Raw genomic sequence first — 25,109 nt, forward strand, 5'->3', positions numbered from 1 at the left:
TCAGGCTCCTTGCAAGGACGCTGTGGGCATGGGTGCGGGCTTGGATGCCAATGCGGGGGCGAGCCGGTCCAGCGCCTGGACCAGCCGGTGGATGTGGTCTTCCGTGTGGGCGGCCGAGAGCGCGATGCGCAGCCGCGCCGTGCCCACGGGCACGGTGGGTGGTCGGATGGCCGGCACCCAGATGCCTTGTTCGCGCAGGCCTTCCATCACGGCCAGCGCCTCGGCGTTGCCGCCGATCAGCAGCGGCTGGATGGGCGTGTCCGAGTGGCCGAGCTGCCAGCCGCTGCGCGCCAGCACCGGTTGCAGGCCCTGGCGCAGTTGCGCGATCAGGCGCTGCAGCTGCGCCCGGCGCCCGTCGCCCTGTTCGATGAGCCGCAGGCTGCTGCGCAGCGCGCAGGCCAGCAGGGCGGGCGCGGCGGTGGCGAAGATGTAGCTGCGCGTCTTCTGCAGCAGCCACTCCACCAGGTCGTCCGGCCCGGCCACGAAGGCACCGGCCACGCCCGCGGCCTTGCCCAGCGTGGCCATGTAGAGCACGCGGCGCGAGGCGCTGTCGCCGGTCAGATCCACGGCAGCCAGGCTGCCGCGCCCCTGCGGGCCGCAGATGCCGAAGCCGTGCGCGTCGTCCAGCAGCAGCAACGCGTCGTGTTGTTCGCACAGCGCGAGCAGCGCAGGGATGTCGGCCACATCGCCGTCCATGCTGAACACTGCGTCGCTGATGACCAGCTTGCGCCGGGCTGTGCTGGCGGCGAGCTGGGTCGCGAGGTCCGCCAGGTCGGCGTGGGCGAAGCGGTGGATGCGCGCCCGCGAGAGCCTTGCGCCGTCGATCAGGCAGGCGTGGTTGAGCGCGTCGGAGAAGATGGCGTCCCCGTCGCCCACCAGCGCCGGCACGATGCCGATGTTGGTGGCGTAGCCGGCGTAGAAGTAGAGCGCACGCGGCAGGCCCACGAAGGCCGCCAGTTCGTGCTCCAGCGCCTCGTTGGCGGTGCTGTGGCCGCTGACCAGGGGCGAGGCGCCGGCCCCCGCACCGAAGCGGCGCGCGCCCGCGCAGGCCGCCTCAATCAGGTCCGGGTGGCCGGCCAGCGCCAGGTAGTCGTTGCTGCAGAAGGCCAGCATCTCGCGCCCGTCCACGCGCAGCACGGCGCCGCCGGGGGTGTCGCCCGCGGGTTCGACCGCGCGGCGGCGGCGGCGCAGGTGGGCGTCGTCCAGCGCGGCGAGGCGTTGTGGGATCTCGTCGAGCCAGGAGCTGGTGGATGGTGTGTGTGTCATGGCAGTTCGATGGACACCGTGCGGAAGTCGGGTGCGGCGCTGTGGGCGATGTCGGCCAGCAGGGGCGCGCCCAGGTGTTGGCGCAGGAAGGCGATGTTGTCGTCGGTCGCGGCCATGCCGGGGGCGATGCGGTTGGCGACCCAGCCGGCCAGCGTGAGGCCGCGCGCGCTGATGGCCTCGGCGCTCAGCAGCGCGTGGTTCAGGCAGCCCAGGCGCAGGCCCACCACCAGCAGCACCGGCAGGCCCAGGGCCTGGGCCAGATCGGCGCCGGTGTGTGTGGGCGAGAGCGGCACCAGGAAGCCACCCGCGCTTTCCACCACCATGGCGTCGGCGTGCTGCGCGAGTTCGCGCTGGCAGGCCACCAGGTGGGGGATGTCGATGCGGGTGCCGGCGCGTTCGGCGGCGAGGTGGGGCGAGAGCGGGTCGGGCAGGCGCACCGGGTTGTCCAGCGCGGGCGGCACCCGCACGGTGGACGCGGCGCGCAGGGCGATGGCGTCCTCGCTGTCCCAGCCGTCCGGCGTCTGCACCAGGCCCGCGGCCACCGGCTTCATGCCCACCACGCGCGGGTGGCGCCGCGCCAGCGCGTGCAGCAGCGCGCAGCTCACGAAGGTCTTGCCGACGCCGGTGTCGGTGCCGGTCACGAAGTACGCGGTCATCGGGGTTCCTCGCTGAGGGAGGCCTCCAGCGCGGCGAGCGCGCCGTGGGCCAGGTGCTGCATCGCCTCGTCGTCCAGCACATAAGGCGGCATGAAGTACAGCGTCTTGCCGATGGGCCGCAGCACCAGGCCGCGCGCCAGAGCATGGCCCTGGTAGCGGCGCGCGAAGTCGGGCAGTGGCGTCTCGATGTCCCAGGCCCAGATCATTCCCTGGCGCCGCGCGTGCTGCACCCGCGGGTGGGCCGTCAGCGGCGCCAGCAGCGCGTCCAACGCCTCTGCGGTGCTGCGGTTGCGGGCCAGCGCGTCTTCCTGCTTGAACAGGTCCAGCGTGGTCAGCGCGGCGCGGCAGGCCAGCGGGTTGCCTGTGTAGGAGTGCGAGTGCAGGAAGCCGCGCGCCACGTCGTCGTCGTAGAAGGCGGCGTACACCGCGTCGGTGGTCAGCACTGCCGACAGTGGCAGCGTGCCGCCGGTCAGGCCCTTGGACAGGCACAGGAAGTCGGGCCGGATGCCCGCCTGCTCGTGCGCGAACAGGGTGCCGGTGCGGCCGAAGCCAGTGGCGATCTCGTCCACCACCAGGTGCACGCCGTGGCGGTCGCACAGCGCACGCGCCTGGCGCAGGTAGGCCGCGTCGTGCATGGCCATGCCGGCGGCGCACTGCACCAGCGGCTCCACGATCAGTGCGGCCGTGGTCTCGTGGTGCTGCGCCAGCCAGTCGGCCAATGCATCTGCGGCGGCATCGGCCCCGATGCCGCGCCGGTCGGGGCTGGGCACGGTGGCGGCCAGCCGCACCAGCGGCGCATAGGCCTCGCGGAACAAAGCGATGTCGGTCACGGCCAGCGCGCCCACGGTTTCGCCGTGGTAGCCGCCAGCCAGACCGACGAAGCGGCTCTTGGCCGGGCGCCCGCTGTTGCGCCAGAAGTGCGCGCTCATCTTGAGCGCGATCTCGGTGGCCGAGGCGCCGTCGCTGGCGTAGAAGGCGTGGCCCAGGCCGGTCAGCGCTGAGAGCCGCTCCGAGAGTTCCACCACCGGCGCGTGGGTGAAGCCCGCGAGCATCACGTGGTCCAGCGTGGCCATCTGGTCGGCCAGCGCGGCGCGCATGGCCGGGTGGCTGTGGCCAAACAGGTTGACCCACCAGGAGCTGACCGCATCCAGGTAGCAGCGGCCGTCGGTGCCAACCAACCACGGTCCTTCGGCGCGCGCGATGGCCACCGGCGGCAGGGCCTCGTGGCGCTTCATCTGCGTGCAGGGGTGCCACACGCTGCGCAGGCTGCGCTGCGCCAGGTCGGCGGTGTTCACTTCGTCTGTTCCTGTGCTTGCACCGGCACGTGGTCGCGCGAGCCGTTGGCCCGGTTGTGCTCGTCGACGAACACCAGCTTGGGCTTGTGCGTGGCCACCTGGTCCTCGTGCACCTGCGCGAACGCCGCGATGATGAGCAGATCACCCGCCGAGGCGCGGCGCGCGGCCGAACCGTTGACCGAGATCATTCCGGAGCCACGTTCGCCCTTGATGGCATAGGTGATGAAGCGCTCGCCGTTGTTGATGTTCCAGATGTGGATCTGTTCGTTCTCGGCGATGTTCGAGGCGTTCAGCAGGTCTTCGTCGATGGCGCAGGAGCCTTCGTAGTGCAGCTCGCACTGGGTCACCGCGACGCGGTGGATCTTGGACTTGAGCAGGGTGCGGAACATGGGGGGAGTCTCCGGGTTCGGTGAATGGGGTCAGCCGCCGACGATGGCCTGGAAGGTCAGCACGGTGTCGCCGGGGTGCAGGACGGTGGTGGCGCGTTGATCGCGCGGGACGAAGGCGCCGTTCACGGCGGTCGCGATGGTATCGGGGTCCATGCTCCGTTCGTCCAGCAGCTGGGCCAGCGTCAGGCCCTCGGGGCAGGGCAGGTCGGTGCCGTTGAAGTTCAGCATGTTGTGACGGGGGAGAAGCATTGCCGCAGGGCCTCTTCGATCAGCGCCGGCGCGAGCAGCCAGCCGTGGCGGTACAGGCCGTTGATGCGCAGCAGGCCGTCCCGGTGGTCGATGCGCGGTTCGTTGTCGGGCAGGGCGGGGCGCAGGTTGGTCTCCAGGTGCACGATGCGCGCCTCGGCCAGCTCGGGCATGACGCTCTGGGCGGCGGCCATCAGTTCCACCGCGCTGCGCAGGCTCACGGGCGAGCGGTCCTCGCTCTCGATCTCGCTGGCGCCGATGACGATGTGGTCGCCTGGCCGCGGCACGATGTAGACGCGGTGGCGCGGGTGCAGCAGGCGCACCGGCCGGTGCAGCGGCACACCGGGCGCGTGCAGCCAGACCACCTCGCCGCGCACGCCGCGCACCGGCAGATCGGGCCGGGCGCCCGTGCCGCGCACGTCGATGGCAAGGTCGAAGTGCTCTGTGCGGCCGTCGTCCAGCGCGATGCGGCCCGCGCCCACCGACGCCACGGTGTGCCGCCAGCGCCAGTGCACGCCGCGCGCGGCGGCGCACAGCGCGGGCAGCACCTGCAGCGGCAGGATCTGGCCCTCGCCCGGCAGCAGCCAGGCGTGCAGGCGCGGGTCGATGGCGGGCTCCAGCGCCGTCAGGGCGTCGCGGTCCAGCCGCTGCGGGGTCTGCGCGTGGCCGGCCAGGTCGGGCGCCTGCGCCAGCCGCGCCAGCACCCGCTGGGCCGCGCCCAGGTCGCTGCCGTGCGCCACCAGCAGGCTGCCCAGGGTGCGCAGCTGCAGCGCCGGTTCCTCGCCGGTACCGGGGCTGGTCGCGCAGCCGGTGCAGCTGCCGCAGGCGGCGGGCAGGGCGCCGGTGTGTGCAGTGCCCGCTTGCGCCAGGGCATCGGTGATCTCGCGCCACAGCGCCATGGAGCGCCAGCCCAGCGCGGCGATGGCCGGGCCGCTGTTGTCCAGCTCGGCCACCGGGCTGAGCATGCCGGCCGCGGTGAAGGCTGCCGGCCCCTGGCCGTCGCTGCGGGCTTCTGGTCCGTCGGCCGGGTCGAACACCGTCACCTCGTGATCGGGCGACAGCTGCCAGGCGAGCAGCCGGCCCAGCAGGCCGGCGCCCGCGATACCGATGCGGGCCATGGCTCAGCCCTTGTGCTTCAACGTTTCGACGGGCACGTAGAACTCGCCACCCACGGCCTTGAACTCTTCGCTCTTGCGCGCCATGCCCTCATGCGTCATGTTCTCCAGGGCCTGTTCCTCGCTCAGGCCTTTGGCGGCCGCGTAGTCGCGCACGTCCTGCGTGATCTTCATGCTGCAGAACTTGGGTCCGCACATGGAGCAGAAATGCGCCTCCTTGGACGAGTCCTTGGGCAGGGTCTCGTCGTGGTAGGCCTCGGCGGTCTGCGGGTCCAGGCCGAGCGCGAACTGGTCGCGCCAGCGGAACTCGAAGCGGGCCTTGCTCATCGCGTCATCGCGCGCGCGCTGGCCCGGGTGGCCCTTGGCCACGTCCGCGGCGTGGGCCGCGATCTTGTAGGCAATGATCCCCTGCTTCACGTCGTCGCGGTCCGGCAGACCCAGGTGCTCCTTGGGCGTCACGTAGCACAGCATGGCCGTGCCCATCCAGCCGATCATGGCCGCGCCGATGGCCGAGGCGATGTGGTCGTAGCCCGGCGCGATGTCGATGGTCAGCGGGCCGAGCGTGTAGAACGGCGCTTCGTGGCAGTGCTTGAGCTGCTCGTTCATGTTGGCCTGGATCATGTGCATGGGCACGTGGCCGGGGCCTTCGATCATGGTCTGCACGTCGTGCTTCCAGGCGATCTGCGTCAGCTCGCCCAGGGTCTTGAGTTCGGCGAACTGCGCCTCGTCGTTGGCGTCCGCGCCCGAGCCGGGGCGCAGGCCGTCGCCCAGCGAGAAGGTCACGTCATACGCCTTCATGATTTCGCAGATCTCGTCGAAGTGCGTGTACAGGAAGTTTTCCTTGTGGTGCGTGATGCACCACTTGGCCAGGATGGAGCCGCCGCGCGAGACGATGCCGGTGCGGCGCTTCGTCGTGAGGTGGATGAAGGGCAGGCGCACGCCGGCGTGGATGGTGAAGTAGTCGATGCCCTGTTCGGCCTGCTCGATCAGCGTGTCGCGGAAGATTTCCCAGGTGAGGTCTTCGGCCACGCCGCCCACCTTCTCCAGCGCCTGGTAGATCGGCACCGTGCCGATGGGCACCGGCGAGTTGCGCACGATCCAGTCGCGCGTGGTGTGGATGTTCTTGCCGGTGGACAGGTCCATCACCGTGTCGCCGCCCCAGCGGATCGACCACACGAGTTTTTCCACCTCTTCCTCGATGGACGAGGTGACCGCCGAGTTGCCGATGTTGGCGTTGATCTTCACCAGGAAGTTGCGGCCGATGATCATCGGCTCCACCTCGGGGTGGTTAATGTTGGCCGGGATGACTGCGCGCCCGCGCGCCACCTCGTCGCGCACGAACTCGGGCGTGATCACGTCGGGAATGCGCGCCCCCATGCCGTTGCCCTTCAGGCGAGCCTCCCGCTCGGCGTCGCCGAGGTATTCCTTCATCCACTCGCGCTTGCCGTTTTCGCGGATGGCGATGTACTCCATCTCGGGCGTGACGATGCCTTTTCGTGCGTAGTGCATCTGCGAGACGTTCTGGCCCGCCTTGGCGCGCAGCGGCCGGCGCTGCAGGCCGGCGGCCTCGGCGCGCAGGGCCTCGATGCGGGCGTCGGCGGTTTCACCGTGCTTGCCGCCGTCGTCCAGCGCCACACGGGCGCGGCCTTCGTAGCTTTCCGTGTCGCCGCGCGCGGCCACCCATTCGCTGCGCACCGGCGCCAGGCCGCGGCGGATGTTGATGTCGGCGGCCGGGTCGGTGTAGGGGCCGGAGGTGTCGTAGACCGTGACGGTCTCGCCGTTGGTCAGTGCGATCTCGCGCATGGGCACCTGCACGCCGGGCGCGGCGCCGGGCACGTAGACCTTCTTCGACTGGGGGAAGGGCTCGCGTGTGAGCGTGAGCAGCTGCTGGAGCTTGTCGGGGGCGTTCATCGGGCGGTCTCCTGATTGAAAAAGCTGTTGCGAAAACGAACAGCTCCGGAGGACCGCCTGGAGGGACCATGGGCGTGGACGGATGCATCCCGTCCACGGGTCCTTCAAGGCAACGCTCTTCTTTCGCCGGTACTAGCCGGATCAAGTTCACGGGTTCGGTGTGTCACACCATCTCAGCGCCGGGCCTTGGCAGGCCCGTGCACCCCGGAGCAGGCGCGCAGTGTAGCGTGCTTCCTCGCGGGGCTCCAAATGCCCCTGCGCGGGTCAGCGTTGAGTCCGGCGCCCGCGCCGGACCCGCTTGATGGCCTCGAACCAGAACACGCTCAGCAGGCCGAGCCCACCGGCCGCGGCGAGTTCGTGCCAGGGCAGCGGCGCAAAGCGCAGCACCTCCACGGCCCAGGGCACATACAGGGCGGCCAGCAGCAGCGCCAGGGCCAGCCCCACCACCACCCAGAGGGCGCGGTTGGGCGTGCGCAGCGTGACCCAGAACGGCTCGGTGGCCGAGCGGTTGGACAGGATCAGCGCCAGGTTGCCGACCACCAGGGTGGCGAAGGCGAAGGCGCGGGCCTCTTCCTCGGGCAGGCGCGGTGCCGCCCAGGCGAAGGACCCCAGCACCGCCGCCAGCACGCCCAGGCCCTGCAGCAACGCCAGCCACAGGGTCACGCCGCCGAACAGCGGCGCGCCGGCATCGCGCGGCGGGCGCTGCATCAGGTCGCTCTCGGCCGGTTCGTTTTCAAACGCGACCGAGCAGGCCGGGTCGATGATGAGTTCAAGCAGCGCGATGTGCATGGGGAACAGCAGCGCCGGCCAGCCGAACAGCACGGGCAGCAGCGCCATGCCGGCGATCGGCACGTGCACCGCCAGGATGTAGGACATGGCCTTGCGCAGGTTGTCGAAGATGCACCGCCCCAGCCGCACCGCGCGCACGATGGCCGCGAAGTCGTCGTCCACCAGCACCAGCGACGCCGCCTCGCGCGCCACGTCGGTGCCGCGCAGGCCCATGGCCACGCCCACGTGCGCGGCGCGCAGGGCGGGCGCGTCGTTCACACCGTCGCCGGTCATGGCCACGATGTCGCCGCGCGCCTTGAGCGCCTGCACGATGCGCAGCTTCTGTTCGGGCGCGATGCGCGCGCACACGCTCACGTGCGCCATGCGCTCGCGCAGCGCGGCGTCGTCGAGCGTGGCCATCTCGTCGCCCGAGAGCACGTCGGCCGCGGTGAGCGACGCGGCCAGGCCTGCCTGCTGCGCGATGGTCAGCGCGGTGGTGGGGTAGTCGCCGGTGATCATGACCACGCGGATGCCCGCCGCACGGCACTCGGCGATGGCCGCCGGCACCTGCGGGCGCACCGGGTCGGCCAGACCCAGCAGGCCGATGAAGCCGAGGTCGAAGTCGTGTTCGTTCGCGGGCCAGTCATCGCCCTCGAACCGGCCGCTGGCCACCGCCAGCACGCGCAGGCCCTGCGCGGCCAGGCCGTCCACCACCGCCGCGATGTGCGCTCGCTGCGCCGCGTCGAGGTGGCACAGGTCCATCACCGCTTCGGGCGCGCCCTTGGCGGCCACCGTCTGCGCACCACCGTCCGACGCCGCCCAGACGTGCGACATGGCGCGCAGCGCCGGGCTCAGCGCATAGGTCTGCACCAGCCGCCAGTCGTGGTGCAGGTGCTCGGTGTCGGTGAGGAAGCGCGCGCCCAGCTGGTGGAAGGCCTTCTCCATCGGATCGAAGGGCTCCACCACGCTCGCCAGGATCGAGTACTCCACCAGCGTGTGGAAGGCCTCGGGCAGGGGCGCACCAGGCCGTGCGTCCAGCGCGTCCAGCGCCAGGCGGTCCGGCAGCGCGGCGCCGCCCGCGGCCAGGTGGGTGACCGTCATGCGGTTGGCGGTCAGCGTGCCGGTCTTGTCGCTGCACAGCACCGTGGTGGCGCCCAGGGTTTCGATGGCGTTGATGCGCCGCGTGAGCACGCCTTCCCGCGACAGGCGGCGCGCCCCCAGCGCGGGGAACACGGTCATCACCACCGGGTATTCCTCGGGCAGCATCGCCATGGCCAGCGCAATGCCGGCCAGCGCAGCCTGCAGCCAGTCGCCGCGCAGCAGGCCATGCACCAGCACCAGGGTCAGGCTCAGCAGCAGCGCCAGCACAGCCAGCTTGCGCACCAGCGCCGTGGTCTGGCGCTGCAGCGGGGATCGTTCGTTGTCCAGCGTGCCCAGCGCCAGGCCGATGCGCCCGATCTCGCTGCGCGCACCCGTGGCTGTGACCTGGGCCAGCGCCTGCCCGCGCACGATCAGCGTGCCGGCGTAGACCGTGGGCAGGTCGTCGCCGCCGGGGCGGTGGGTACTTCGGTCGTTCTCCGGTGTGGAGCGCTCATGCGGCAGGGCGGCCCGTTTGGCCACCGGCACCGGCTCGCCGGTCAGCAGCGATTCGTCGGCCTGCACGCCGTCGGCCGAGAGCAGCAAGGCATCGGCCGGCACGCGGTCACCCTCGCTCAGCTGCAGCAGGTCGCCGCGCACCACCTCGCTCCCGGCGATGCGCTGCACCACGCCGTCGCGCACCACCAGCGCGCGCGGGCTGGTCAGGTCGCGCAGGGCCTCGATGGCGCGCTCGGTCTTGCCCTCCTGGTACAGCGTCAGGCCCAGGGTGACCAGCACGAAGCCGAACAGGGTCAGCCCTTCCTGCAGGTCGCCAAAGCTCAGGTACAGCGTGCCTGCCGCGAGCAGCAGCAGGAACATGGGCTCCTTCGCCGTGTCCCGTACGATGGACAGCAGGCTGCGGCGCTGACCGCCGGGCAGGGCATTCGGGCCGTCCTCGGCCAGACGCCGGGCGGCTGTGGCCGACGAGAGGCCCTGGGCCGCACCGGCCAGCGTGTCCGGATCGGCGGGTGGGGTGCTCTGTGGGGCCATGCCCGAGCGTAGCGCAACGGGTCGGGGGCGCCCATCCACCGGCAGCACCTGCCTGCCAGGGCCGTCACCACCGCGACTGCCACGACAATCGATGGCCTTGCCCGACCGCGCCGAACGCCATGCCCACGCTTGCCCAAGTCCTCCCCTTCCTGCTCACCGCCGTGCTGCTGACCGCCACGCCGGGGCCGGACAACCTGATGGTGCTGGGCGTCGGCGCCTCCAAAGGGCGGCGTCTGGGCATGGCCTTCGGCCTGGGCTGCGCCACCGGCTGCCTGAGCCACACGGTGCTGGCCGCGCTCGGTGTGTCGGCGGTGCTGGCGGCGTCGCCGGTGGCCTTCACCGCGCTGCGCTGGCTGGGCGGGGCCTACCTGGTGTGGCTGGGCATCAACGCCCTGCGCAGCCGGGGCGGGCTGGGTCTGCCGGCCTCGAACGGCGCGCCCGCCGCCTCCGACTCTGCGGCGCGGCAGTTCTTCAAGGGCATGCTGGCCAACGCCATCAACCCCAAGGTGGTGCTGTTCTTCCTGTCCTTCCTGCCGCAGTTCGTGGTGCCGGCCAATGGCGACGTGCCGCTGCAGATGGCCGTGCTGGGCGTGGTGTTCACGCTGCAGGCGGCGGTGCTGTTCGGTGCGCTGGGCTGGTTCGCCGGCGGCATTGGCCAGTGGCTGCAGCGCCGCCCGCGCGCCGGCCTGTGGCTGGACCGCGTGAGCGGCGTGGTGTTCGTGGGCCTGGGCCTGCGGATGGCGCTGTCGCGCTGAGTGGTTGATCCGAGCAGAGGAGAAAGAATGAACAGGCTGTCATGTGTCCGTTGTGGCGACTCCATTCATCCCGACACCGCCGCTGCTCACAACGGGCTCTGCATGCCATGCGTTCGGGGCAACACCCGGTCGATTCAGGAGCGGCAGGCGGAACGTCAACGGCAGCTTGAGGCGGAGCGGGCTTATGAAGCCTCGCCGGAACGCCAGTACTGGCTGGCTCTGGTCCGTCAGGTGTACGACCCTGGTCGGGGGTTCGACACGCTGGGGCTGGGCGACCGGCAGTACTGGTTGATCAACGTGCTGTCGGGCGAGGTGCACAACGGCGGCTTCGATCAGTTCTTCTCGAACTCCAGTGGAGACTACTTCCAGGAAACGGTGGACGCCCTGACCGAGGTGGGTGACTCGGCTTCTCTCAAGCTGATGATGCAGGCCAAGGCCTTGCTGTTTGGTGATGCCGATGTGCCGACCGATCGCCAGGCACGGTATGCCGCCATGGCGACGGCAGACGACGAAAGCGAACAGGCGCAGGAGGTCTCTCGGCAACTCGAAGTGCTGGACCAGCGCTTCTGGGCGCAGGCTGACCATGTGTGCGAAACGCTCGAGGCACTCGCCCGCCAACACCGGCTCTACGATTTTTCCTGAGCGGCGCGCCCTCTGCGTCTCGACGCCGCCCAGCCGATCACTCGGTCATGGTTTCAATGTCGGTGGCTTGAACGTCTTGCGCGCCGCGGCCACCTTGGCCCTTGCATGGCAGCCCAGCTCATGGTCGTTGACCAGGCCCATGGCCTGCATGAAAGCGTAGGCGGTGGTGGGGCCGACGAAGACCCAGCCGCGCTTCTTGAGGTCTTTGGCCATGGCGACCGAGGCCGCGTGGGTGGACGCGGTCTGTGGTGCCGCGAGTGTGGCCGGGTCGGGCTCGAAGCGCCAGAAGTAGGCGCCGAGCGAACCGAACTCTTTCACCAGCGCCTGCGCGCCGGCCGCATTGCGAATGACGGCTTCGATCTTGCCGCGGTGGCGCACGATGCCTTCGTCCTGCAGGAGGCGTTCGACATCCGCCGGACCGAAGGCGGCGACCCGGTCGAAGTCGAAGCCGAGGAAGGCGCGGCGGAAGTGTTCGCGCTTGCTGAGGATGGTGCGCCACGACAGGCCCGACTGGAAGGCTTCGAGGCAGACCTTCTCGAACAGTCGCCGGTCGTCGGCTACGGGGAAGCCCCATTCGGCGTCGTGGTAAGCCGGGAACTCGGGGGCGCCGTTGCACCAGCGGCAGCGCGGCAGGTCGTCCGTGGCGTCGGTCTGCGGGGGGATGGTCATGGGTGGGCTCTGGCGACGGCGCCCGACGGGACGCCAGCGACCGCCAGTGTCTCACCGCGCACCGCCTGCGCCATCAGCGGCCACACGCTCTGGTGCGACTGCCGGAACCAGTCCAGGTGGCCGATGTGGCGCAAGCCGTGGTCGCGCGGCCGCAGGCAGTGGGCCTGGCGCGGCGCGGCGGGCAGGGTGCGCAGCAGGTCGGCCACGGTGGCGGCGTTGGCGATGTCGTCGTCCTCGGCGTGCAGCACGGTCACGGGCGTGCGCACCTGGGCGTGGAAGTCCTGCTCGGGCCGGTGGCGCACGGCGTTGGTGGCGTAGCCGCCGCGCGCGCACCAGCGCGACCACTGCAGCGCCACGCCGGCCGGCAGGTTCTCGCCCAGGCCCAGCATGGCGGTGGTGCCGTAGCCGGTGAGGCGGGTGCCCAGCGGCAGCACCAGCCGCATGCCGAAGTTGGCCTTCAGCCGGAAGCCGGGCCGCATGGCCTTGAACCAGCCGGTGGAGGCCGAGATGCCGACCAGCCGCGCGACGCGGTGGTGGTTGGGCAGCAGGCCGATCATCTGCCCGCCCGCGCTGTGGCCGACGATGACGGCCTGCGCAGCGCCGGTGCGCGCCAGCAGCCAGTCCAGCGCCGCGACCTGGTCCTGCTGGCCCCAGTCGGCCAGGGTGGCGCGGCAGTCTTTCAGGCGCCCGTGCAGCGAGAGGCCGATGCCCCGGTAGTCGAACACCAGCACGTCGTGGCCCTGCGTGGCCAGCCAGCGCGCGAAGCGCAGGTAGAAGTGCTGGCGCACGCCGGTGGCTGGCGAGATGAGCACCGGCAGGCCGCCGTCCGGGCCGCCGCTGCGGGCGATGAAGTGGCCGTGCAGGCGCTGGCCGTCGGCGCAGGTGATGTGCACGGTGTCGTCGGTGGTCGGGTGTGGCGTGTTCATGGGGCGTCGGTCTCCTGGGCGGTCTGCTGCACGTGTTGCAGCCAGCGGGCCACGGTGGCCAGCTCGTCGGGGCTGAAGCCGGCGGTCAGCCGGCGGTTGATGCGCTGGATGGCCGAGCGCAGCAGCGGCAGCTGGTCGCGTCCGGCGGGCAGCAGCCACACGCGCTGGGTGCGCGCGTCCTGCGGGCAGGCGGCGCGCTGCACCCAGCCCAGCGCCTCGGTGCGCTGCACCAGGCCGGTGGCGGCCGAGGGCGCGAGGTCCAGCGCCTGTGCGATCTCGCCCATGGTGCGGCCATCGCTGTCCTGCAGCACAAAGAGCAGACCGCCTTGCGCGGGCGACGGGGCGTTGTCGTGTTCATGGGCCAGCCTCAGCTGCTCGGCGGCCACGAGCTGTTGCAGGCGGCGCTGTGCGGCGTTGAGCAGGAAGATGAGGCGGGGTGGTCGGGCGGGTGGCATGTGGTGGCTTATTTATTTCGCATGCGAAATATATCGCCAAGCCGAAACCAGCGCCAGACCACGCTGCCGCCGGGGACTTGTTCAGTGCTTCGGGGGCGGCGCCAGCAGCGCCTGCTTTTCCTGCCAGACCTTGCGCACGAAGGGATCGGCGATGGTGTAGACGCCGTGGCTGGGCCGGATGATGAGCTGGGCGCCGACCATCTTGTCGACGACCTTCTGCACCTGCGAGGCGTCCACCGCGCTGCCGATGCGCTCGCTGTAGAAGGTCAGCGACTCGGCACCAAACAGGCCCGAGATGCCCTGTTCGCCACCTGCGGCGATGCGCTCGAACACCGCCTTGCCGAGTTCGCCCAGGTCGTCGAAGGCCTTGAGGTCGGCGTCGGCCGCGGCGCCGGCCAGGGTGGCGCAGATGATGTGCCAGGCGGTGTCGGGGTCGGTGCCGCCCACCTGCTGCAGCTGGCGCAGGGCCTTGAGCAGTTCCTCCGGCCGGTGGCCCAGGGTCTGGAAGCCTTCCCAGGCGGCGTCCAGGCTGGGCAGGGTGAGGCCGGGCGCCGACATGAGGCGATCCAGCTGCCATTGCACGAAGTCCTTGCCGAGCACCTGGTAGGACGCCGAGAGCGCGCCCGCGAAGGGCTGCGCACGCCGGCTCGTCATCTCGGCCAGCAGCGACTTGTGCGAGCCGGTGCCGATGAACAGGAAGCGACCGGGCGTGCCGGGTCTGGCGTTGACGGCGTCGCGCGCGGCCTTGAGCGCGTGCAGCAGGGCCTGGCCCTCGTCGGTGCCCAGGGTCTGCTGCACCTCGTCGATGATCAGCACCACGTTGGTCTTGGTCTTCGCGACCAGGGCCTCGAAGGCCTGGGCCAGTGTGCTGCCGCCGGGCTCGCCGATGCGATCCAGCTCGATGTCCAGGCTGAGCCCGGCCGCGCCCAGGCGCAGGCCCCGCAGCCGCTTGAGCATGGCCGAGCCTGGCGTCTGCAGCTGCAGCAGGGTCTGGCGCACCGCCTCGTTCACCAGGGCCGACGGGCTCTTGGCGGGGTCGGCCCAGAGGTCCACGTAAATCACAAGGGCGCCGCGGGACTCCAGCGCGGGAATCAGGTCCTGGCGCAGGAAGGTGGTCTTGCCCACCCGGCGGATGCCCGAGAGGAACACGCCCGAGCGCGTGCTCTCGTCCAGCGGGCCGGGGTTGAGCAGCTGCTCGGCCATCTGGCCGGCGTAGAGGTCGCGGTGGAAGAGGCTGTCGGTGCTCATTGCCGGATATTAGTGGATTCGGATAATTATCTGAAGCAGATAAAACAGGATGAAGGGCCCGGCCGGGGGTGTGCGTCCGGTGACAATGCCACGCCGCCCGCGGTGGGCGGCTTTCAAATGAGCCAAACAAGGGGGGAGTGATGATGAAGAAGCTGTTGTGGCTGGCGGGCTTGCTCGGCCTGTTCTACGGCCATGCGTGGTGGACCCTGTCCGAGCAGCGCGCGCAGCGCTGGATCGAGCAGCATGAGCTGGCGGTGCTGGAGCAGAAGGAAGGGGTCTGCAAGGACTTCACCTTCGACACGGAGGTGAGCGTGCGCGCCGTGCATGCGAAGGGCGAGTGGCAGCTCGATGGTGGGCGGGACCATGTGTGCAGCTACATCAAGAGCTCCAATGCGTTTGTGCGCGTGCTCAAGCCGCAGCTCAGCACGCAGACCGAGGTGCTCAGCTTCGAGCGGTCGGGCTTCCCGTGGATGTCGGCCACCGCCAAGGTGCAGCAGACCACCACCTTCACCCTGGTCAACGGCCTGAGCATGACGGAACAGGGCGAGGCCACCTACGTGCTGCGGCGCGGCCTCGGCGGCATGCAGATTGCCGGGCTCACGCTGCGCAGCGAGGGCAACTTTCCGCGCTGACGCGGGCCGCCGGTGGCGGGCGTCGGCCACAATGCATCGCCTTCCAGGGAGGAGGGTGGGGAAATCAAGATGAGAAAACTGATGTGGGCCGGTGTGCTGGCGGCTGCGTTCTACGGGCACGGCTGGTATGTGTTTTCCGAACCGGCGGTGATGGGCTGGCTGCAGACGCAGCAGCGCAAGGAGTTGAAGGCCGAAGACGGCTTCTGTGACAGCTACGCATCCGACCTGCGCGTGTCCATGAGGAGCGAGACGGCGCGCGGGGTGGAAGCGCTCGAAGGCGGCAAGGTGGAGATGTGCGAGTACGTCAAGGACGCGGTGGCCACCCTGCGCGCCACCCAGAGCTCGGTCAACATCGACACCGATCTGGTGAGCGTGGAGCGCTCGGGCTTCCCGTGGCTGGGCGCCACCGTCACCGTGCGGCAGACCTCGACGGTGCGCATGCCGCGCATGCCAGCGTTCACCGAGGTGGGGGAGTACACGTACGAGCTGACGCGAACGCTCAACGGGCGCCAGATCGTCTCCATCGACGGCTCCAGCACCATGGGCATGGTGCAGTGACCGCATGAAGATCGCGGTGGTCGGCGCGGGCGTCGGCGGGCTGGCACTGGCCTGCCTGGCGGCGCGCCAGGGACACGAGGTGTGTCTCTGGGAACGGTTTGAACAGCCGCGCCCCGTGGGCTCGGGGCTGGTGATCCAGCCCGTCGGTCTGGCGGTGCTGGACCACATCGGGGTGGGGGCGGAGGCGCGTGCGCTGGGCGCCGCCATCACCCGCATGCAGGGCCATCTGGCCTCAGGCCGCACGGTGCTGGACGTGTCGTACCGGTCGGGCTCGCCCGGTCTGGCGATGCACCGGGCCGCACTGTTCGGTGTGTTGTGGCAGGCGGCACAGGCCGCGGGCGTGCAGGTCCGCACCGGCTGCGAGGTGCACGGGGCGCCGCTGATGCCGTCGGGGCGGCGGCGCCTGTGTCTGGCCGGTGGCGAGGTGGTGGACGAGGCCGATCTGGTGGTGGACGCCAGCGGCGCGGGTTCGCGGCTGACGCCGCTGAAGGCCCGCGCGCTGGCCTACGGCGCCATCTGGGGCACCGTGGCCTGGCCGGACGGCTCGGCGCTGCCGACCCACGAGCTGCGCCAGCGCTACCAGGCGGCCAGCCGCATGGTGGGGGTGCTGCCGGTGGGGCACATGCACGCCGGTGATGTGCCGCGGGCGGCGGTGTTCTGGTCGATGCCCACGACCGATCTGGACGGCTGGGCCCGGACGCCCATCGAATCCTGGCGCGAACAGGCGCTGCGGCTGTGGCCCGAGATGGCGCCGTTCCTGGCGCAGATCACCACCACGGAGCAGATGACGCCCGCACGCTACGCCCACGGCACCCTGGGCCGGCCCCATGCGCCGGGGCTGGTCTTCATCGGCGACTCGGCCCACCGGGCCAGCCCGCAGCTGGGGCAGGGCGCGAACATGGCCCTGCTCGACGCCTGGGCCCTGGCCACGGCCCTGCAAGAGTGGCCCCTGGCGCAGGCGCTGCCGCGCTACGCGGCCCTGCGCCGCTGGCATGTGCGGCTGTACCAGGGCATGAGCGCGCTGTTCACGCCGATGTACCAGTCGGGCAGCCGCGTGCTGCCGGTGCTGCGCGACCACCTGCTGGCGCCCGCCAGCCGCTGGCCCGGTGTTCCGGCCCTGTTGGGCGCGTTGGTGTCCGGCGACCTGCTGCCGCCGCTGGCTCAGCGGGGCGCGTCGCTGAAGGGGCCGAGCCAGGCCCGCAGGTAGGGCAGCAGCCGGTCCTTCATGGGCTTGTGCTGGTGCAGGGCGCAGAAGTGCAGCGCCAGGGTCTGCACCACCAGGGCCTGCAGCCCCTCGACCAGCAGCTCGGCCGGCACGTCCCGGCGGAAATCGCCGGTCGCCAGCCAGGGGCCCCAGACCTCGCCCATGCGCTCGAAGGTCGTGGCGATGGGGCCGATCTCTTCCATCGCCGCGGCGCCCGAGCGGCGCAGGATCACGTCGAACACATAACGCTCAGACGCCATCAGCTCCAGCAGCGGCATCAGGCGCCGGGCCAGCTGTTCGGCGTTGCGCGGCGGCGCGGCGGCGGCCATGCGGTCGAGCTGGGCGTTGATGCGCTCGCCGATGAGCAGGTCCATCAGCTCGTCCTTGTCGTTGAAGTGGGCGAAGAAGGTGCCCTTGGCCACGCCGGCGCGCTGCACGACCTCGTCGATCCGCAAGGCCTCGAAACCTTTTTCGGTCACCAGGGCCTGGGCAACCTCGGTGAGGCGGGCCCGCGTTTCAAGGGTTCTCTGCTGGACGGCTTTGCGCATGGCGGCACTGTGCCGCAGGTGTTGACCGCAGTCAAATTTAAATTGACCGCGGTCAATAGTTGTGACTTAATTTGACCATGGTCATTTTTAAAGGAGATCGCCCATGACCCGCATCCTGGTTCTCGACGGCCACCCGGCGCCGGCTTCCCTCTGCCGCTCGCTCGCGCAGCGCTACGCCGACGCGGCGCGCGAGGCCGGGCACGAGCTGCGCGTCGTCCACCTGCACGACCTGGACTTCGACCCGGACTTCGGTCTGGCGGGCTACGAGACCACCAAGCCGCTGGAGCCGTCGCTGCAGAAGTTCCAGGACGATCTGGCGTGGTGCGGCCACTTCGTGCTGGTCACGCCGATGTGGTGGGGCGGCCTGCCGGCCCGGCTCAAAGGCCTGTTCGACCGCTCGCTGCTGCCGGGCCAGGCCTTCGACACCCGCAACCCGAGCTGGACCGGCATGCCCCGGCCGCTGCTGACGGGGCGCAGCGCGCGGGTGGTGGTGACGTCCGACACGCCGTCGCTGTTCCTGCGCCTGCTCTACCGCAACGCGCTGGTCTGGCAGCTGCGCGGGCAGATCCTGCACTTTGTCGGCTTCCGGCCCGCGCGTTTCACCCTGTTCGCGCCGGCCAGCCATCCCAAGCCGGGCCGGGTGCCGCGCTGGCTGGACGCGGTGGGGCAGCTCGGCGCGCGCGGGGGCTGAGGTTCGGGGGCTTCAGCCCGCTTCGCGCTGCAGCCGGTCGACCATGAAATCGGCGGCGTCCAGGATGTGCCGGCGCGCCAGGCGTTCGGCGGTGTCGCCGTCGCCCGCCGCCACCGCGGCCAGCAGGGCCTCGTGTTGGTCCCAGATGTCGCGCGGCTTGTCGTCGCGCATCAGCACCTCGCCCATCACGCGCTGGGTCTGGGTCCAGTGGGTCTGCATGGAGGGCGCCACCAGGGGGTTGCCCGAGAGCGAGTAGATGACATCGTGAAAGGCCATGTCGGCCTCGATCATCTCGGTGTAAGACCCGTTGGCCACCGCCTGGCGGCCGGCGCGGATGAGGGCCGGGCCTCGCTCGGCCGCCGCCCTGGCGTTGCGCTCGGCGGCGTTGCGGAAGGCCAGACCTTCGATGACCGCGCGCACCTCGTACATGTGCCGCACGTGGTCCAGGTCCAGCGGCGCCACCTGCAGGCCGCGACCGGGCGCGTCGATCAGCACACCCTCCTTGCGCAGCAGGGTCAGCGCCTGCTGCACCGGCTGGCGCGAAATGCCGAGCTGCTGCGCCAACTGCTCCTGGATGATGCGCTCACCGTGGCGCAACTGGCCCGAGGCGATGCTGGAGAGGATCGAACGGTGGACCTGTTCGACCAGGCTGGGCGCGGACTGCAACGGCTTCATGGGCCCCAATGGTAGTGGGCGCCGGACGCCTGTCGTTCAGACCCCTGCGCGCCAGCGGCGTTCGGCCCTGTCCCAGGCGGCCAGGGCCTGCAGGTCGGGCACCCAGGCCAGTCCCGACCTGGCGTCGGACGAGGCCGCTTCTGGCGTGACCACCACATCCAGCAGCGCCGGGCGGCCGGCGCGCAGCTCGGCCAGAGCGCGGACTATGGCGCCGTCCAGATCCTCGGCCTTTTCCACGCGCTCACCGTGCATGTGGAAGGCGCGCGCCATGGCCGCGTGGTCGGCGAACTGCAGGTGGGTACCGACCACCTTGCCGTGTGTCTCCTGCTGGTCGCGCACCTCGATGGCCCAGGACCCGTTGTTGGCCACGACGATGAGCACCGGCGCCTTCTGCCGCACGGCGGTGTCGATCTCCATGGCGTTGAAGCCGAAGGCGCCGTCGCCGGTGGCCACCACCACGGTGCGGCCCGGGCAGGCCAGGCTGGCCGCGACGCCGAAGGGCGTGCCGACGCCGATGCAGCCCAGCGAGCCGGGGTCCAGATAGGTGCTGGCCGGCAGGCCGACGCGCGCGAACGAGAGGAAGTCGCCGCCGTCGGCCACCACGATGGCGTCGGCCGGCAGGGCCTCGCGCAGCGCGGCCAGGACGCGGTTGGGGTGCAGGCGGCCGTCGCTGCCGCTGGGCGCTTCCTTCATGGACTGCTCCAGCTTGGCCGAGCGCTGGCGGTGCTGCTCGCGCAGGCCGGTCAGCCAGGCGCCGTCGCTGGCGGGCGCGCTGGCGGGCGCGGCGTCCACGATGGCCTGCAGCGCCAGCCCGCAATCGCCCAGCACCCCCACCGCGCCGCGGCGGTTGTCGCGCAGCTCTGCGGCGCAGTCGGCAATGCGCAGGAACTGGGCGTCGCCGAAGACCGCAGGGGACCCGAAGGCGAGCTGGAAGTCGAGCCGGCGGCCGACGGTGATCACCAGATCGGCCTGGCCCATGACCGAGCCGCGCATGGCCGCGACCACGCTGGGGTGGTCGTCGGGCACCAGGCCCTTGCTCTCGCCGGTGTCGAGGTAGGCCGCGCCCAGCCGATCGAGCAGGGTGCACAGGGCGGGGCCGGCGCCGCGCGCCCCGCGGCCGCTGATGAACAGCGGGCGCTTGGCCGACCACAGCAGGTCCACCGCCGCCTGCACCGCCTGCGGGTGGGGCGGCGCGGGCAGGGCAGCGGGCGGCGCGAACACCTCCGGCAACTGCATGGGCACGGCCACCTCGGCGCGCAGGGTGTCGATGGGAAAGTCGAGGTAGACCGGGCCGGGCTCGCCGGCTTCGCCCAGGGCGCGGGCCGCGGCTTCGGCCAGTTCCTGCGGCACCAGGTCGGGGTGGCGCACGGTGCGCGCGTAGCGGGTGAGGCTGCGCACCAGTTCGGTGTGCACGATGTCCTGCAGCGCGCCGCGGTTCTCCTGCGGCGCGGGCGGCAGGCCCGAGAGCACCAGCACGGGGGCCCTGGCGACGTGGGCGTTGGCGATGCCGGTCATGGCGTTGGTGACGCCCGGCCCGGCCGTGACCAGGGCCACGCCCAGGGTGCCGGTGAGCTGCGCCTCGGCGTGCGCCATGTAGACGGCGGCGCGCTCGTCGCGCACGTCCACGATGCGGATGCCCTCGGCGTCCAGCCGCATCCAGATCGGCATGACATGCCCGCCGCACAGGGCGTAAACGCGGCGCACACCACGCGCCTTGAGGAACCGTGCGATGACGGCGGCGGCGGTCTGTCTGCCGATGGGGGAAGGGGCCACAACTGTCTCCGGGGGGATTGACAAAATTGAATTCTGAATTCAGAGTTCAAAAAAATCAAGCCAAAAACCCTTCGGACCCCACCCCAGCCATCACCCAGGAGACAGCCCATGGGCCCTTTGCTCACCATCGCCGACGCCGTGGCCGCGCACGCCCGGCTCACCCCGCACAAGCTCGCGGTGCGCGACTCGCTGCGCCGCCTGACCTACGCCGAGTGGGACGTGCGCGCCTCGCGGCTGGCGGCCGGCCTGCTGGGGCTGGGCCTGGTGCCGGGCGACCGGGTGGGCGTGGTCGCGCACAACCGGCTGGAGTGGATGGAGATGTACGCCGGCATGGCGCGCGCCGGGCTGGTGGTGGTGCCGCTGAACTTTCGCCTGGCCGGCCCGGAGATGACCTACATCCTGGACCACGCGGAGGTGGGGGCGGTGATCGCGGGCCCGAACTTCTGCGCCACGCTGGACGGCATCCGGGCCGATCTGCCGGTGCCGGCCGACCGCTATGTGGTGCTGGGCGACGAGGCCGCGGCGGGCTGGACCGCCTACGAGGCGCTGCTGGCCGGCGCGTGCACCGACGTGGCATTCCCCGTGGTGGCGCCGGAGGACATGTGCGCACTCATGTACACCTCGGGCACCACCGGCCGGCCCAAGGGCGCGGTCCGGGCCCACGCCGGCAGCACACTGATCGCGCTGGCCACCGCGCTGGAGATGGGCTTCACGCGCGACGACACGGCCCTGCTGGTGATGCCGCTGTGCCACGCCAACTCGCTGTACTTCGGCACCACCTTCGTGCACCTGGGCGCCACCCTCGTGATCGACGACCGGCCCAGCTTCGACGCCGAAGCGGTGCTCAGGACACTGGCACAGGACCGCGTGACCTTCACCTCGCTGGTACCCACCCACTACATCATGATGATGGCACTGCCCGAAGCGGTGAAGAAGAGCTGCGACCTGAGCGCCGTGGGCAAGCTGATGATCTCGTCCGCCCCGGCACGGCCCGAGACCAAGCGCGGCATCATGGAGCTGTTCCCCAACGGCAAGCTCTACGAGCTGTACGGCTCGACCGAGGCCGGCTGGGTCACGCTGCTGCGGCCCGACGAGCAGCTCTCCAAGCTCGGTTCGGTGGGGCGCGAATGGGCGGGCAGCGGCCCGATCCGCCTGCTCGACCACGAGCGCAACGAGGTGCCCGACGGCGAGGTGGGCGAGCTGTTCTCGCGCACCGCCTACGTGTTCGACGGCTACTGGCGCAACCCCGAGAAGACCGACGAGGCCATGGACGGCCACTGGTGTTCGGTGGGCGACATGGCGCGGCGCGACGAGCAGGGCTACATCTGGCTGGTGGACCGCAAGAGCAACATGATCATCAGCGGCGGCGAGAACGTGTACCCGTCGGAGGTGGAGGCCGTGATCGGCCGGCACCCCGCGGTGCGCGACGTGGCAGTGGTCGGTGTGCCGCACGAGAAGTGGGGCGAGACGCCGCTGGCGGTGGTGGTGCTGCACCAGGGGGCGGAGGCGGCCGAGGCGGCCACTGAGGCCATGTTGCGCGACTGGTGCCGCGAGCGGCTGGCAGGCTTCAAGCGCCCGTCGCGCATCGTCTTCGTGGATGAAACCCAGATGCCGCGCACCGCCACCGGCAAGGTGCTGCACCGCATCCTGCGTCAGCGCTTCCTGCCGGCCTGAGGTTTCTCCGGGCTGACGGCCCACTGCGCCGCGCTGCCCAGCAGGTGCTCACGGAACACCTGCGCGATGGGCGAGAGCTGCTTGGCGCGCGGGTGCACCAGGTGCCATTGCGAGCGGATGGGAAAGCCGCTGACCGGTAGCAGCACCAGGTCGCGGCCGATCTCCTCGGCCTTGAGCGCGTGGCGCGAGACGATGCCCACACCCAGGTGGCCGGCCACGGCTTCCTTCAGCGCCTCGTTGCTGCCCAGCTCCAGCGTGAGCGCGGGTGAAAACCCGGCGGCGGCGAAGTGCCGCTCGGTCGCCAGCCGGGTGCCCGAGCCGCGCTCGCGCAGGATGAAGCGTTCACCCGCCAGCGCCTGCAGCGCCACGCGCTGGCGCTGGGCGAGCGGGTGGCTGGCGGGCGCGATCAGGTGCAGCGGGTTGTCCAGGAACACCTGGTCCTGCAGGTCGATGTCGGACGGCGGCTGCGACATGACGTAGAGGTCGTCGCGGTTCTCGCGCAGGCGCTGCACCACGCCGTCGCGGTTGAGCACTTCGAGTGCGATGTCGATGCTCGGGTGCTGTTCGCAGAAGCCGCCGAGCAGGCGCGGCACGAAGTACTTGGCGGTGCTGACCACGGCCACGCTCAGGCGCCCGCGGGTCAGGCCCTTCATGGCGCTGACCTGCTGGCCGAAGCGCTCCCATTCGCCGGCGATGGCACGCGCGGTCTGCGCCAGTTCGCGTCCCGCCTCGGTGAGAAAGACCTTGCGGCCGATCACCTCGTACAGCGGCAGGCCGACGGACTCGGTGATCTCGCGCAGCTGCATGGAGGCGGTGGGCTGCGTCACGTGCAGGGCGCGCGCAGCGGCGCTGACGCTGCCGGTGTCGGCCAGCGCCAGGAACAGGCGCATCTGGCGAAAGGTGATATTCATAGACTTTTATCTATGTTGTGGCGCACAAAAATCGATTTTACGGAATGCATGGCCATCGCCACAATCCGCGGCCAACGGAGGAACTCCCCATGAACCTGCACAACCTGGTCGATCCGGCCATCCTGTTTTTTGTGGTCGGCGTGCTGGCCGGCCTGGTCCGCTCGAACCTGGAAATCCCGCCGGCCATCTCCCGCTTTCTCTCGATGTACCTGCTCATGGCGCTCGGCCTCAAGGGCGGGTTCGCGCTCGCGGCCTCGGGCCTGAACGCGCAGGTGGTGGCGGGGCTGGGCATCGCGGTGGTGCTGGCGGTGGTGGTGCCGCTGATCGGCTACACGCTGCTGCGGCGCTGTGTCTCGGGCTTCGACGCCGCAGCGCTGGCCGCCACCTACGGCTCGGTCAGTGCGGTGACCTTCATTACCGCCACCGGCCACCTGGACAAGATCGGCCTGCCCTACGGCGGGCACATGGCCGCGGCCATGGCGCTGATGGAATCGCCCGCCATCGTGCTGGCGGTGCTGATGGCCAACCGCCTGCGCCAGCAGCAGACGGCACCAGCCGGTGTCGTGCTGGGTGGCGGTGCGGCCGCGCTGGCCGGGCCTCCGGGGGGCGGCGCGTCCACCGACTGGCGCAAGCTGCTGCACGAGTCCTTCACCGATGGCTCGCAGCTGCTGCTGATCGGCGCCATGGCGGTGGGTGTGATGACCGGCGAGGCCGGGCGCGAGGCCATGCAGCCCTTCTCGGGCGACCTGTTCAAGGGCATGCTGGCCTTCTTCCTGCTCGACATGGGCCTGATGGCGGCGCGCAACCTGCCGGGCCTGCGCGGGCGCTCGCCGGTGCTGCTGGCCTATGGCGTGCTCGCGCCGCTGCTGCACGCGGCGCTGGCCTGGGCGCTGGCGCGCACCGCGGGGCTGCCCGCAGGCGACACCGCGCTGCTGATGACGCTGGCGGCCAGCGCGTCCTACATCGCGGTGCCGGCGGTGGTGCGCTACGCGATACCGGAGGCCAGCCCCTCGCTGTACTTCGGCCTCTCGCTGGGGCTGACCTTCCCGCTCAACCTGCTGCTGGGCATTCCGCTGTACACGCACCTGGCCATGACGCTGCCCTGAGCGAAGGATGTGAACTTGCGGCGCCGTGGGGCGGCCATGGCGTGTTGTCCTACACGCGCATGCGGCGGATTCCGATGGGGGCGGCCGGGCCCAAAAACCAGAATGGCTTCACTCGGCAGGGAAGAGGACCGACCCGCCAGAGTCCTTCCAACCACGCTCCCCTGGAGCTTCGAGAAAAGGAACCACCCATGAACAAGCGCAACCTCCCCCGCATGCTGCTGCTGGCCGCCACGGTCAGCCTGGCGTCTGCCGCCGGTGCCCAGACGGTCGACAACTGGACCAATGGCGACGGCTCGCTCGCCTGGCGCAACGGAACGAACGAACTGTGCTGGCGCAACAGCAACTGGACGCCGGCCACCGCCCACCCGGACTGCGACGGCGCCATCAAGCCGCCGCCCCCGCCTGCCCCCGTGGCCCAGGCGCCCGCGCCGGCACCGGTCCCTGTGCCAGCACCCGCACCCGCGCCCGCTCCTGCGCCCGCCCCGGTGCAGGCGATGACCCTGCAAGCCGAAACCCTGTTCGATTTCGACAAGGCGGTGCTCAAGCCGGCCGGCAAGGCCGCGCTCGACGGCCTTGTGGCCGAGCTCTCGAAGGTGAACGTCGAAACCATCATTGCGGTGGGCCACACCGACGCCACCGGCACCGATGCCTACAACCAGTCGCTGTCGGTGCGCCGCGTCGGCGCGGTCAAGGCCTACCTGGTGAGCAAGGGCGTGCCCAGCGAGCAGATCAAGACCGAAGGCCGCGGCGAGTCGCAGCCGGTGGCGTCCAACCAGACCCGCGAGGGCCGCGCCCAGAACCGCCGCGTGGAGATCGAGGTGGTGGGCACGCAGAAGCCCTGAGGACGGCGCCTGAAGCCTGACCGTGAG

General features: G+C 70.8%; 25 protein-coding genes and 1 riboswitch. Of the genes, 9 read left to right on the top strand and 16 right to left on the bottom strand.

The features are described from left to right. From bioF to HFL01S_RS07335, 8 genes are all read right to left on the bottom strand, one after another. Positions 1 to 1,266 (bottom strand): 8-amino-7-oxononanoate synthase, encoded by a 1,266-nt coding sequence (bioF, locus tag HFL01S_RS07300; RefSeq protein ID WP_066256750.1) that lies wholly within the window; start codon positions 1,264 to 1,266, stop codon positions 1 to 3. Continuing rightward, entirely contained in the window at positions 1,263 to 1,922 is a 660-nt protein-coding gene (bioD, locus tag HFL01S_RS07305; RefSeq protein WP_066256753.1) for a dethiobiotin synthase, read from the bottom strand. Before bioD ends, bioF begins: the two co-directional genes overlap by 4 nt. Beyond that, complete coding sequence (locus tag HFL01S_RS07310) at positions 1,919 to 3,217, bottom strand: adenosylmethionine--8-amino-7-oxononanoate transaminase (protein ID WP_169802318.1); 1,299 nt, start codon at positions 3,215 to 3,217, stop codon at positions 1,919 to 1,921. Before HFL01S_RS07310 ends, bioD begins: the two co-directional genes overlap by 4 nt. Then, positions 3,214 to 3,606 carry an aspartate 1-decarboxylase gene (gene panD / locus HFL01S_RS07315; RefSeq protein ID WP_066256755.1) on the bottom strand — a complete coding sequence of 131 codons (393 nt, stop codon included), beginning with the start codon at positions 3,604 to 3,606 and terminating at the stop codon, positions 3,214 to 3,216. The genes HFL01S_RS07310 and panD overlap by 4 nt, the downstream gene beginning before the upstream one ends. Positions 3,607 to 3,636: 30 nt before the next feature. Continuing rightward, the gene (gene thiS, locus HFL01S_RS07320; protein WP_084383142.1) at positions 3,637 to 3,855 is read right to left on the bottom strand and encodes a sulfur carrier protein ThiS; all 219 of its coding nucleotides are present in this window, start codon (positions 3,853 to 3,855) and stop codon (positions 3,637 to 3,639) included. Beyond that, the gene (locus HFL01S_RS07325; RefSeq protein WP_066256761.1) at positions 3,828 to 4,970 is read right to left on the bottom strand and encodes an FAD-dependent oxidoreductase; all 1,143 of its coding nucleotides are present in this window, start codon (positions 4,968 to 4,970) and stop codon (positions 3,828 to 3,830) included. Before HFL01S_RS07325 ends, thiS begins: the two co-directional genes overlap by 28 nt. Positions 4,971 to 4,973: 3 nt before the next feature. Beyond that, a complete protein-coding gene (thiC, locus tag HFL01S_RS07330; protein WP_066256764.1) occupies positions 4,974 to 6,878 on the bottom strand; it encodes a phosphomethylpyrimidine synthase ThiC in 1,905 nt (634 codons plus the stop codon). 101 nt (positions 6,879 to 6,979) lie between these two features. Then, a riboswitch (TPP riboswitch) is annotated at positions 6,980 to 7,095 on the bottom strand. A gap of 47 nt (positions 7,096 to 7,142) precedes the next feature. Then, a complete protein-coding gene (locus tag HFL01S_RS07335) occupies positions 7,143 to 9,773 on the bottom strand; it encodes a cation-translocating P-type ATPase (protein WP_066256769.1) in 2,631 nt (876 codons plus the stop codon). 119 nt (positions 9,774 to 9,892) lie between these two features. On the opposite strand from HFL01S_RS07335, the gene HFL01S_RS07340 reads away from it, so the two are divergent. Together HFL01S_RS07340 and HFL01S_RS07345 are read left to right on the top strand one after the other, a co-directional pair. Continuing rightward, positions 9,893 to 10,528, top strand: coding sequence for a LysE family translocator (locus HFL01S_RS07340; protein ID WP_066256771.1), 636 nt, complete (start codon positions 9,893 to 9,895; stop codon positions 10,526 to 10,528). Between the two features lie 27 nt (positions 10,529 to 10,555). Next, positions 10,556 to 11,170 (top strand): DMP19 family protein, encoded by a 615-nt coding sequence (locus HFL01S_RS07345; protein ID WP_084383143.1) that lies wholly within the window; start codon positions 10,556 to 10,558, stop codon positions 11,168 to 11,170. 45 nt (positions 11,171 to 11,215) lie between these two features. Here the strand turns inward: HFL01S_RS07345 and HFL01S_RS07350 are convergent, their stop codons facing one another. The 4 genes from HFL01S_RS07350 to HFL01S_RS07365 form a co-directional block, all read right to left on the bottom strand. Continuing rightward, complete coding sequence (locus HFL01S_RS07350; protein WP_066256776.1) at positions 11,216 to 11,839, bottom strand: DNA-3-methyladenine glycosylase I; 624 nt, start codon at positions 11,837 to 11,839, stop codon at positions 11,216 to 11,218. Then, on the bottom strand, positions 11,836 to 12,765 hold the full coding sequence (locus HFL01S_RS07355) for an alpha/beta hydrolase family protein (RefSeq protein WP_066256778.1): 930 nt from the start codon (positions 12,763 to 12,765) through the stop codon (positions 11,836 to 11,838). The genes HFL01S_RS07350 and HFL01S_RS07355 overlap by 4 nt, the downstream gene beginning before the upstream one ends. Then, on the bottom strand, positions 12,762 to 13,220 hold the full coding sequence (locus HFL01S_RS07360) for a MarR family winged helix-turn-helix transcriptional regulator (protein WP_066256780.1): 459 nt from the start codon (positions 13,218 to 13,220) through the stop codon (positions 12,762 to 12,764). The genes HFL01S_RS07355 and HFL01S_RS07360 overlap by 4 nt, the downstream gene beginning before the upstream one ends. An 81-nt stretch (positions 13,221 to 13,301) precedes the next feature. Beyond that, entirely contained in the window at positions 13,302 to 14,468 is a 1,167-nt protein-coding gene (locus HFL01S_RS07365) for an ATP-binding protein (RefSeq protein WP_066256783.1), read from the bottom strand. A 140-nt stretch (positions 14,469 to 14,608) separates the two neighbouring features. Between HFL01S_RS07365 and HFL01S_RS07370 the strand changes: the two genes are divergently transcribed. The 3 genes from HFL01S_RS07370 (at position 14,609) to HFL01S_RS07380 (ending at position 16,865) form a co-directional block, all read left to right on the top strand. Further along, on the top strand, positions 14,609 to 15,100 hold the full coding sequence (locus HFL01S_RS07370) for a hypothetical protein (protein WP_066256785.1): 492 nt from the start codon (positions 14,609 to 14,611) through the stop codon (positions 15,098 to 15,100). A gap of 69 nt (positions 15,101 to 15,169) precedes the next feature. Further along, entirely contained in the window at positions 15,170 to 15,658 is a 489-nt protein-coding gene (locus HFL01S_RS07375; RefSeq protein ID WP_157538798.1) for a hypothetical protein, read from the top strand. Positions 15,659 to 15,662: 4 nt separating this feature from the next. Then, a complete protein-coding gene (locus HFL01S_RS07380; RefSeq protein ID WP_066256790.1) occupies positions 15,663 to 16,865 on the top strand; it encodes an FAD-dependent oxidoreductase in 1,203 nt (400 codons plus the stop codon). Here HFL01S_RS07380 and HFL01S_RS07385 read toward each other — a convergent pair. Beyond that, complete coding sequence (locus HFL01S_RS07385) at positions 16,820 to 17,410, bottom strand: TetR/AcrR family transcriptional regulator (RefSeq protein ID WP_066256793.1); 591 nt, start codon at positions 17,408 to 17,410, stop codon at positions 16,820 to 16,822. The genes HFL01S_RS07380 and HFL01S_RS07385 overlap by 46 nt on opposite strands. Before the next feature lie 103 nt (positions 17,411 to 17,513). On the opposite strand from HFL01S_RS07385, the gene HFL01S_RS07390 reads away from it, so the two are divergent. Further along, on the top strand, positions 17,514 to 18,101 hold the full coding sequence (locus HFL01S_RS07390; protein WP_066256795.1) for an NAD(P)H-dependent oxidoreductase: 588 nt from the start codon (positions 17,514 to 17,516) through the stop codon (positions 18,099 to 18,101). Between the two features lie 12 nt (positions 18,102 to 18,113). On the opposite strand, the gene HFL01S_RS07395 is transcribed toward HFL01S_RS07390, so the two are convergent. Together HFL01S_RS07395 and HFL01S_RS07400 are read right to left on the bottom strand one after the other, a co-directional pair. Next, positions 18,114 to 18,776, bottom strand: a complete 663-nt coding sequence (locus HFL01S_RS07395; protein ID WP_066256796.1) for a GntR family transcriptional regulator — start codon at positions 18,774 to 18,776, stop codon at positions 18,114 to 18,116. Positions 18,777 to 18,812: 36 nt separating this feature from the next. Beyond that, on the bottom strand, positions 18,813 to 20,549 hold the full coding sequence (locus HFL01S_RS07400) for a 2-hydroxyacyl-CoA lyase (protein WP_174525230.1): 1,737 nt from the start codon (positions 20,547 to 20,549) through the stop codon (positions 18,813 to 18,815). A gap of 108 nt (positions 20,550 to 20,657) precedes the next feature. Between HFL01S_RS07400 and HFL01S_RS07405 the strand changes: the two genes are divergently transcribed. Further along, positions 20,658 to 22,223: a class I adenylate-forming enzyme family protein gene (locus tag HFL01S_RS07405; protein WP_066256799.1), complete on the top strand. Its 1,566-nt coding sequence runs from the start codon at positions 20,658 to 20,660 to the stop codon at positions 22,221 to 22,223. On the opposite strand, the gene HFL01S_RS07410 is transcribed toward HFL01S_RS07405, so the two are convergent. Continuing rightward, positions 22,202 to 23,134 carry a LysR family transcriptional regulator gene (locus HFL01S_RS07410; protein ID WP_066256802.1) on the bottom strand — a complete coding sequence of 311 codons (933 nt, stop codon included), beginning with the start codon at positions 23,132 to 23,134 and terminating at the stop codon, positions 22,202 to 22,204. The genes HFL01S_RS07405 and HFL01S_RS07410 overlap by 22 nt on opposite strands. Positions 23,135 to 23,229: 95 nt before the next feature. On the opposite strand from HFL01S_RS07410, the gene HFL01S_RS07415 reads away from it, so the two are divergent. Both HFL01S_RS07415 and ompA read left to right on the top strand, forming a co-directional pair. After that, a complete protein-coding gene (locus HFL01S_RS07415; protein ID WP_066257033.1) occupies positions 23,230 to 24,240 on the top strand; it encodes a sodium-dependent bicarbonate transport family permease in 1,011 nt (336 codons plus the stop codon). Positions 24,241 to 24,428: 188 nt separating this feature from the next. Further along, positions 24,429 to 25,082 (top strand): outer membrane protein OmpA, encoded by a 654-nt coding sequence (gene ompA / locus HFL01S_RS07420; protein ID WP_066256804.1) that lies wholly within the window; start codon positions 24,429 to 24,431, stop codon positions 25,080 to 25,082. The last annotated feature ends 27 nt before the right edge of the window (positions 25,083 to 25,109 follow it).

Origin of the sequence: Hydrogenophaga flava NBRC 102514, assembly GCF_001571145.1 — a bacterium.
GTDB lineage: Bacteria > Pseudomonadota > Gammaproteobacteria > Burkholderiales > Burkholderiaceae_C > Hydrogenophaga > Hydrogenophaga flava.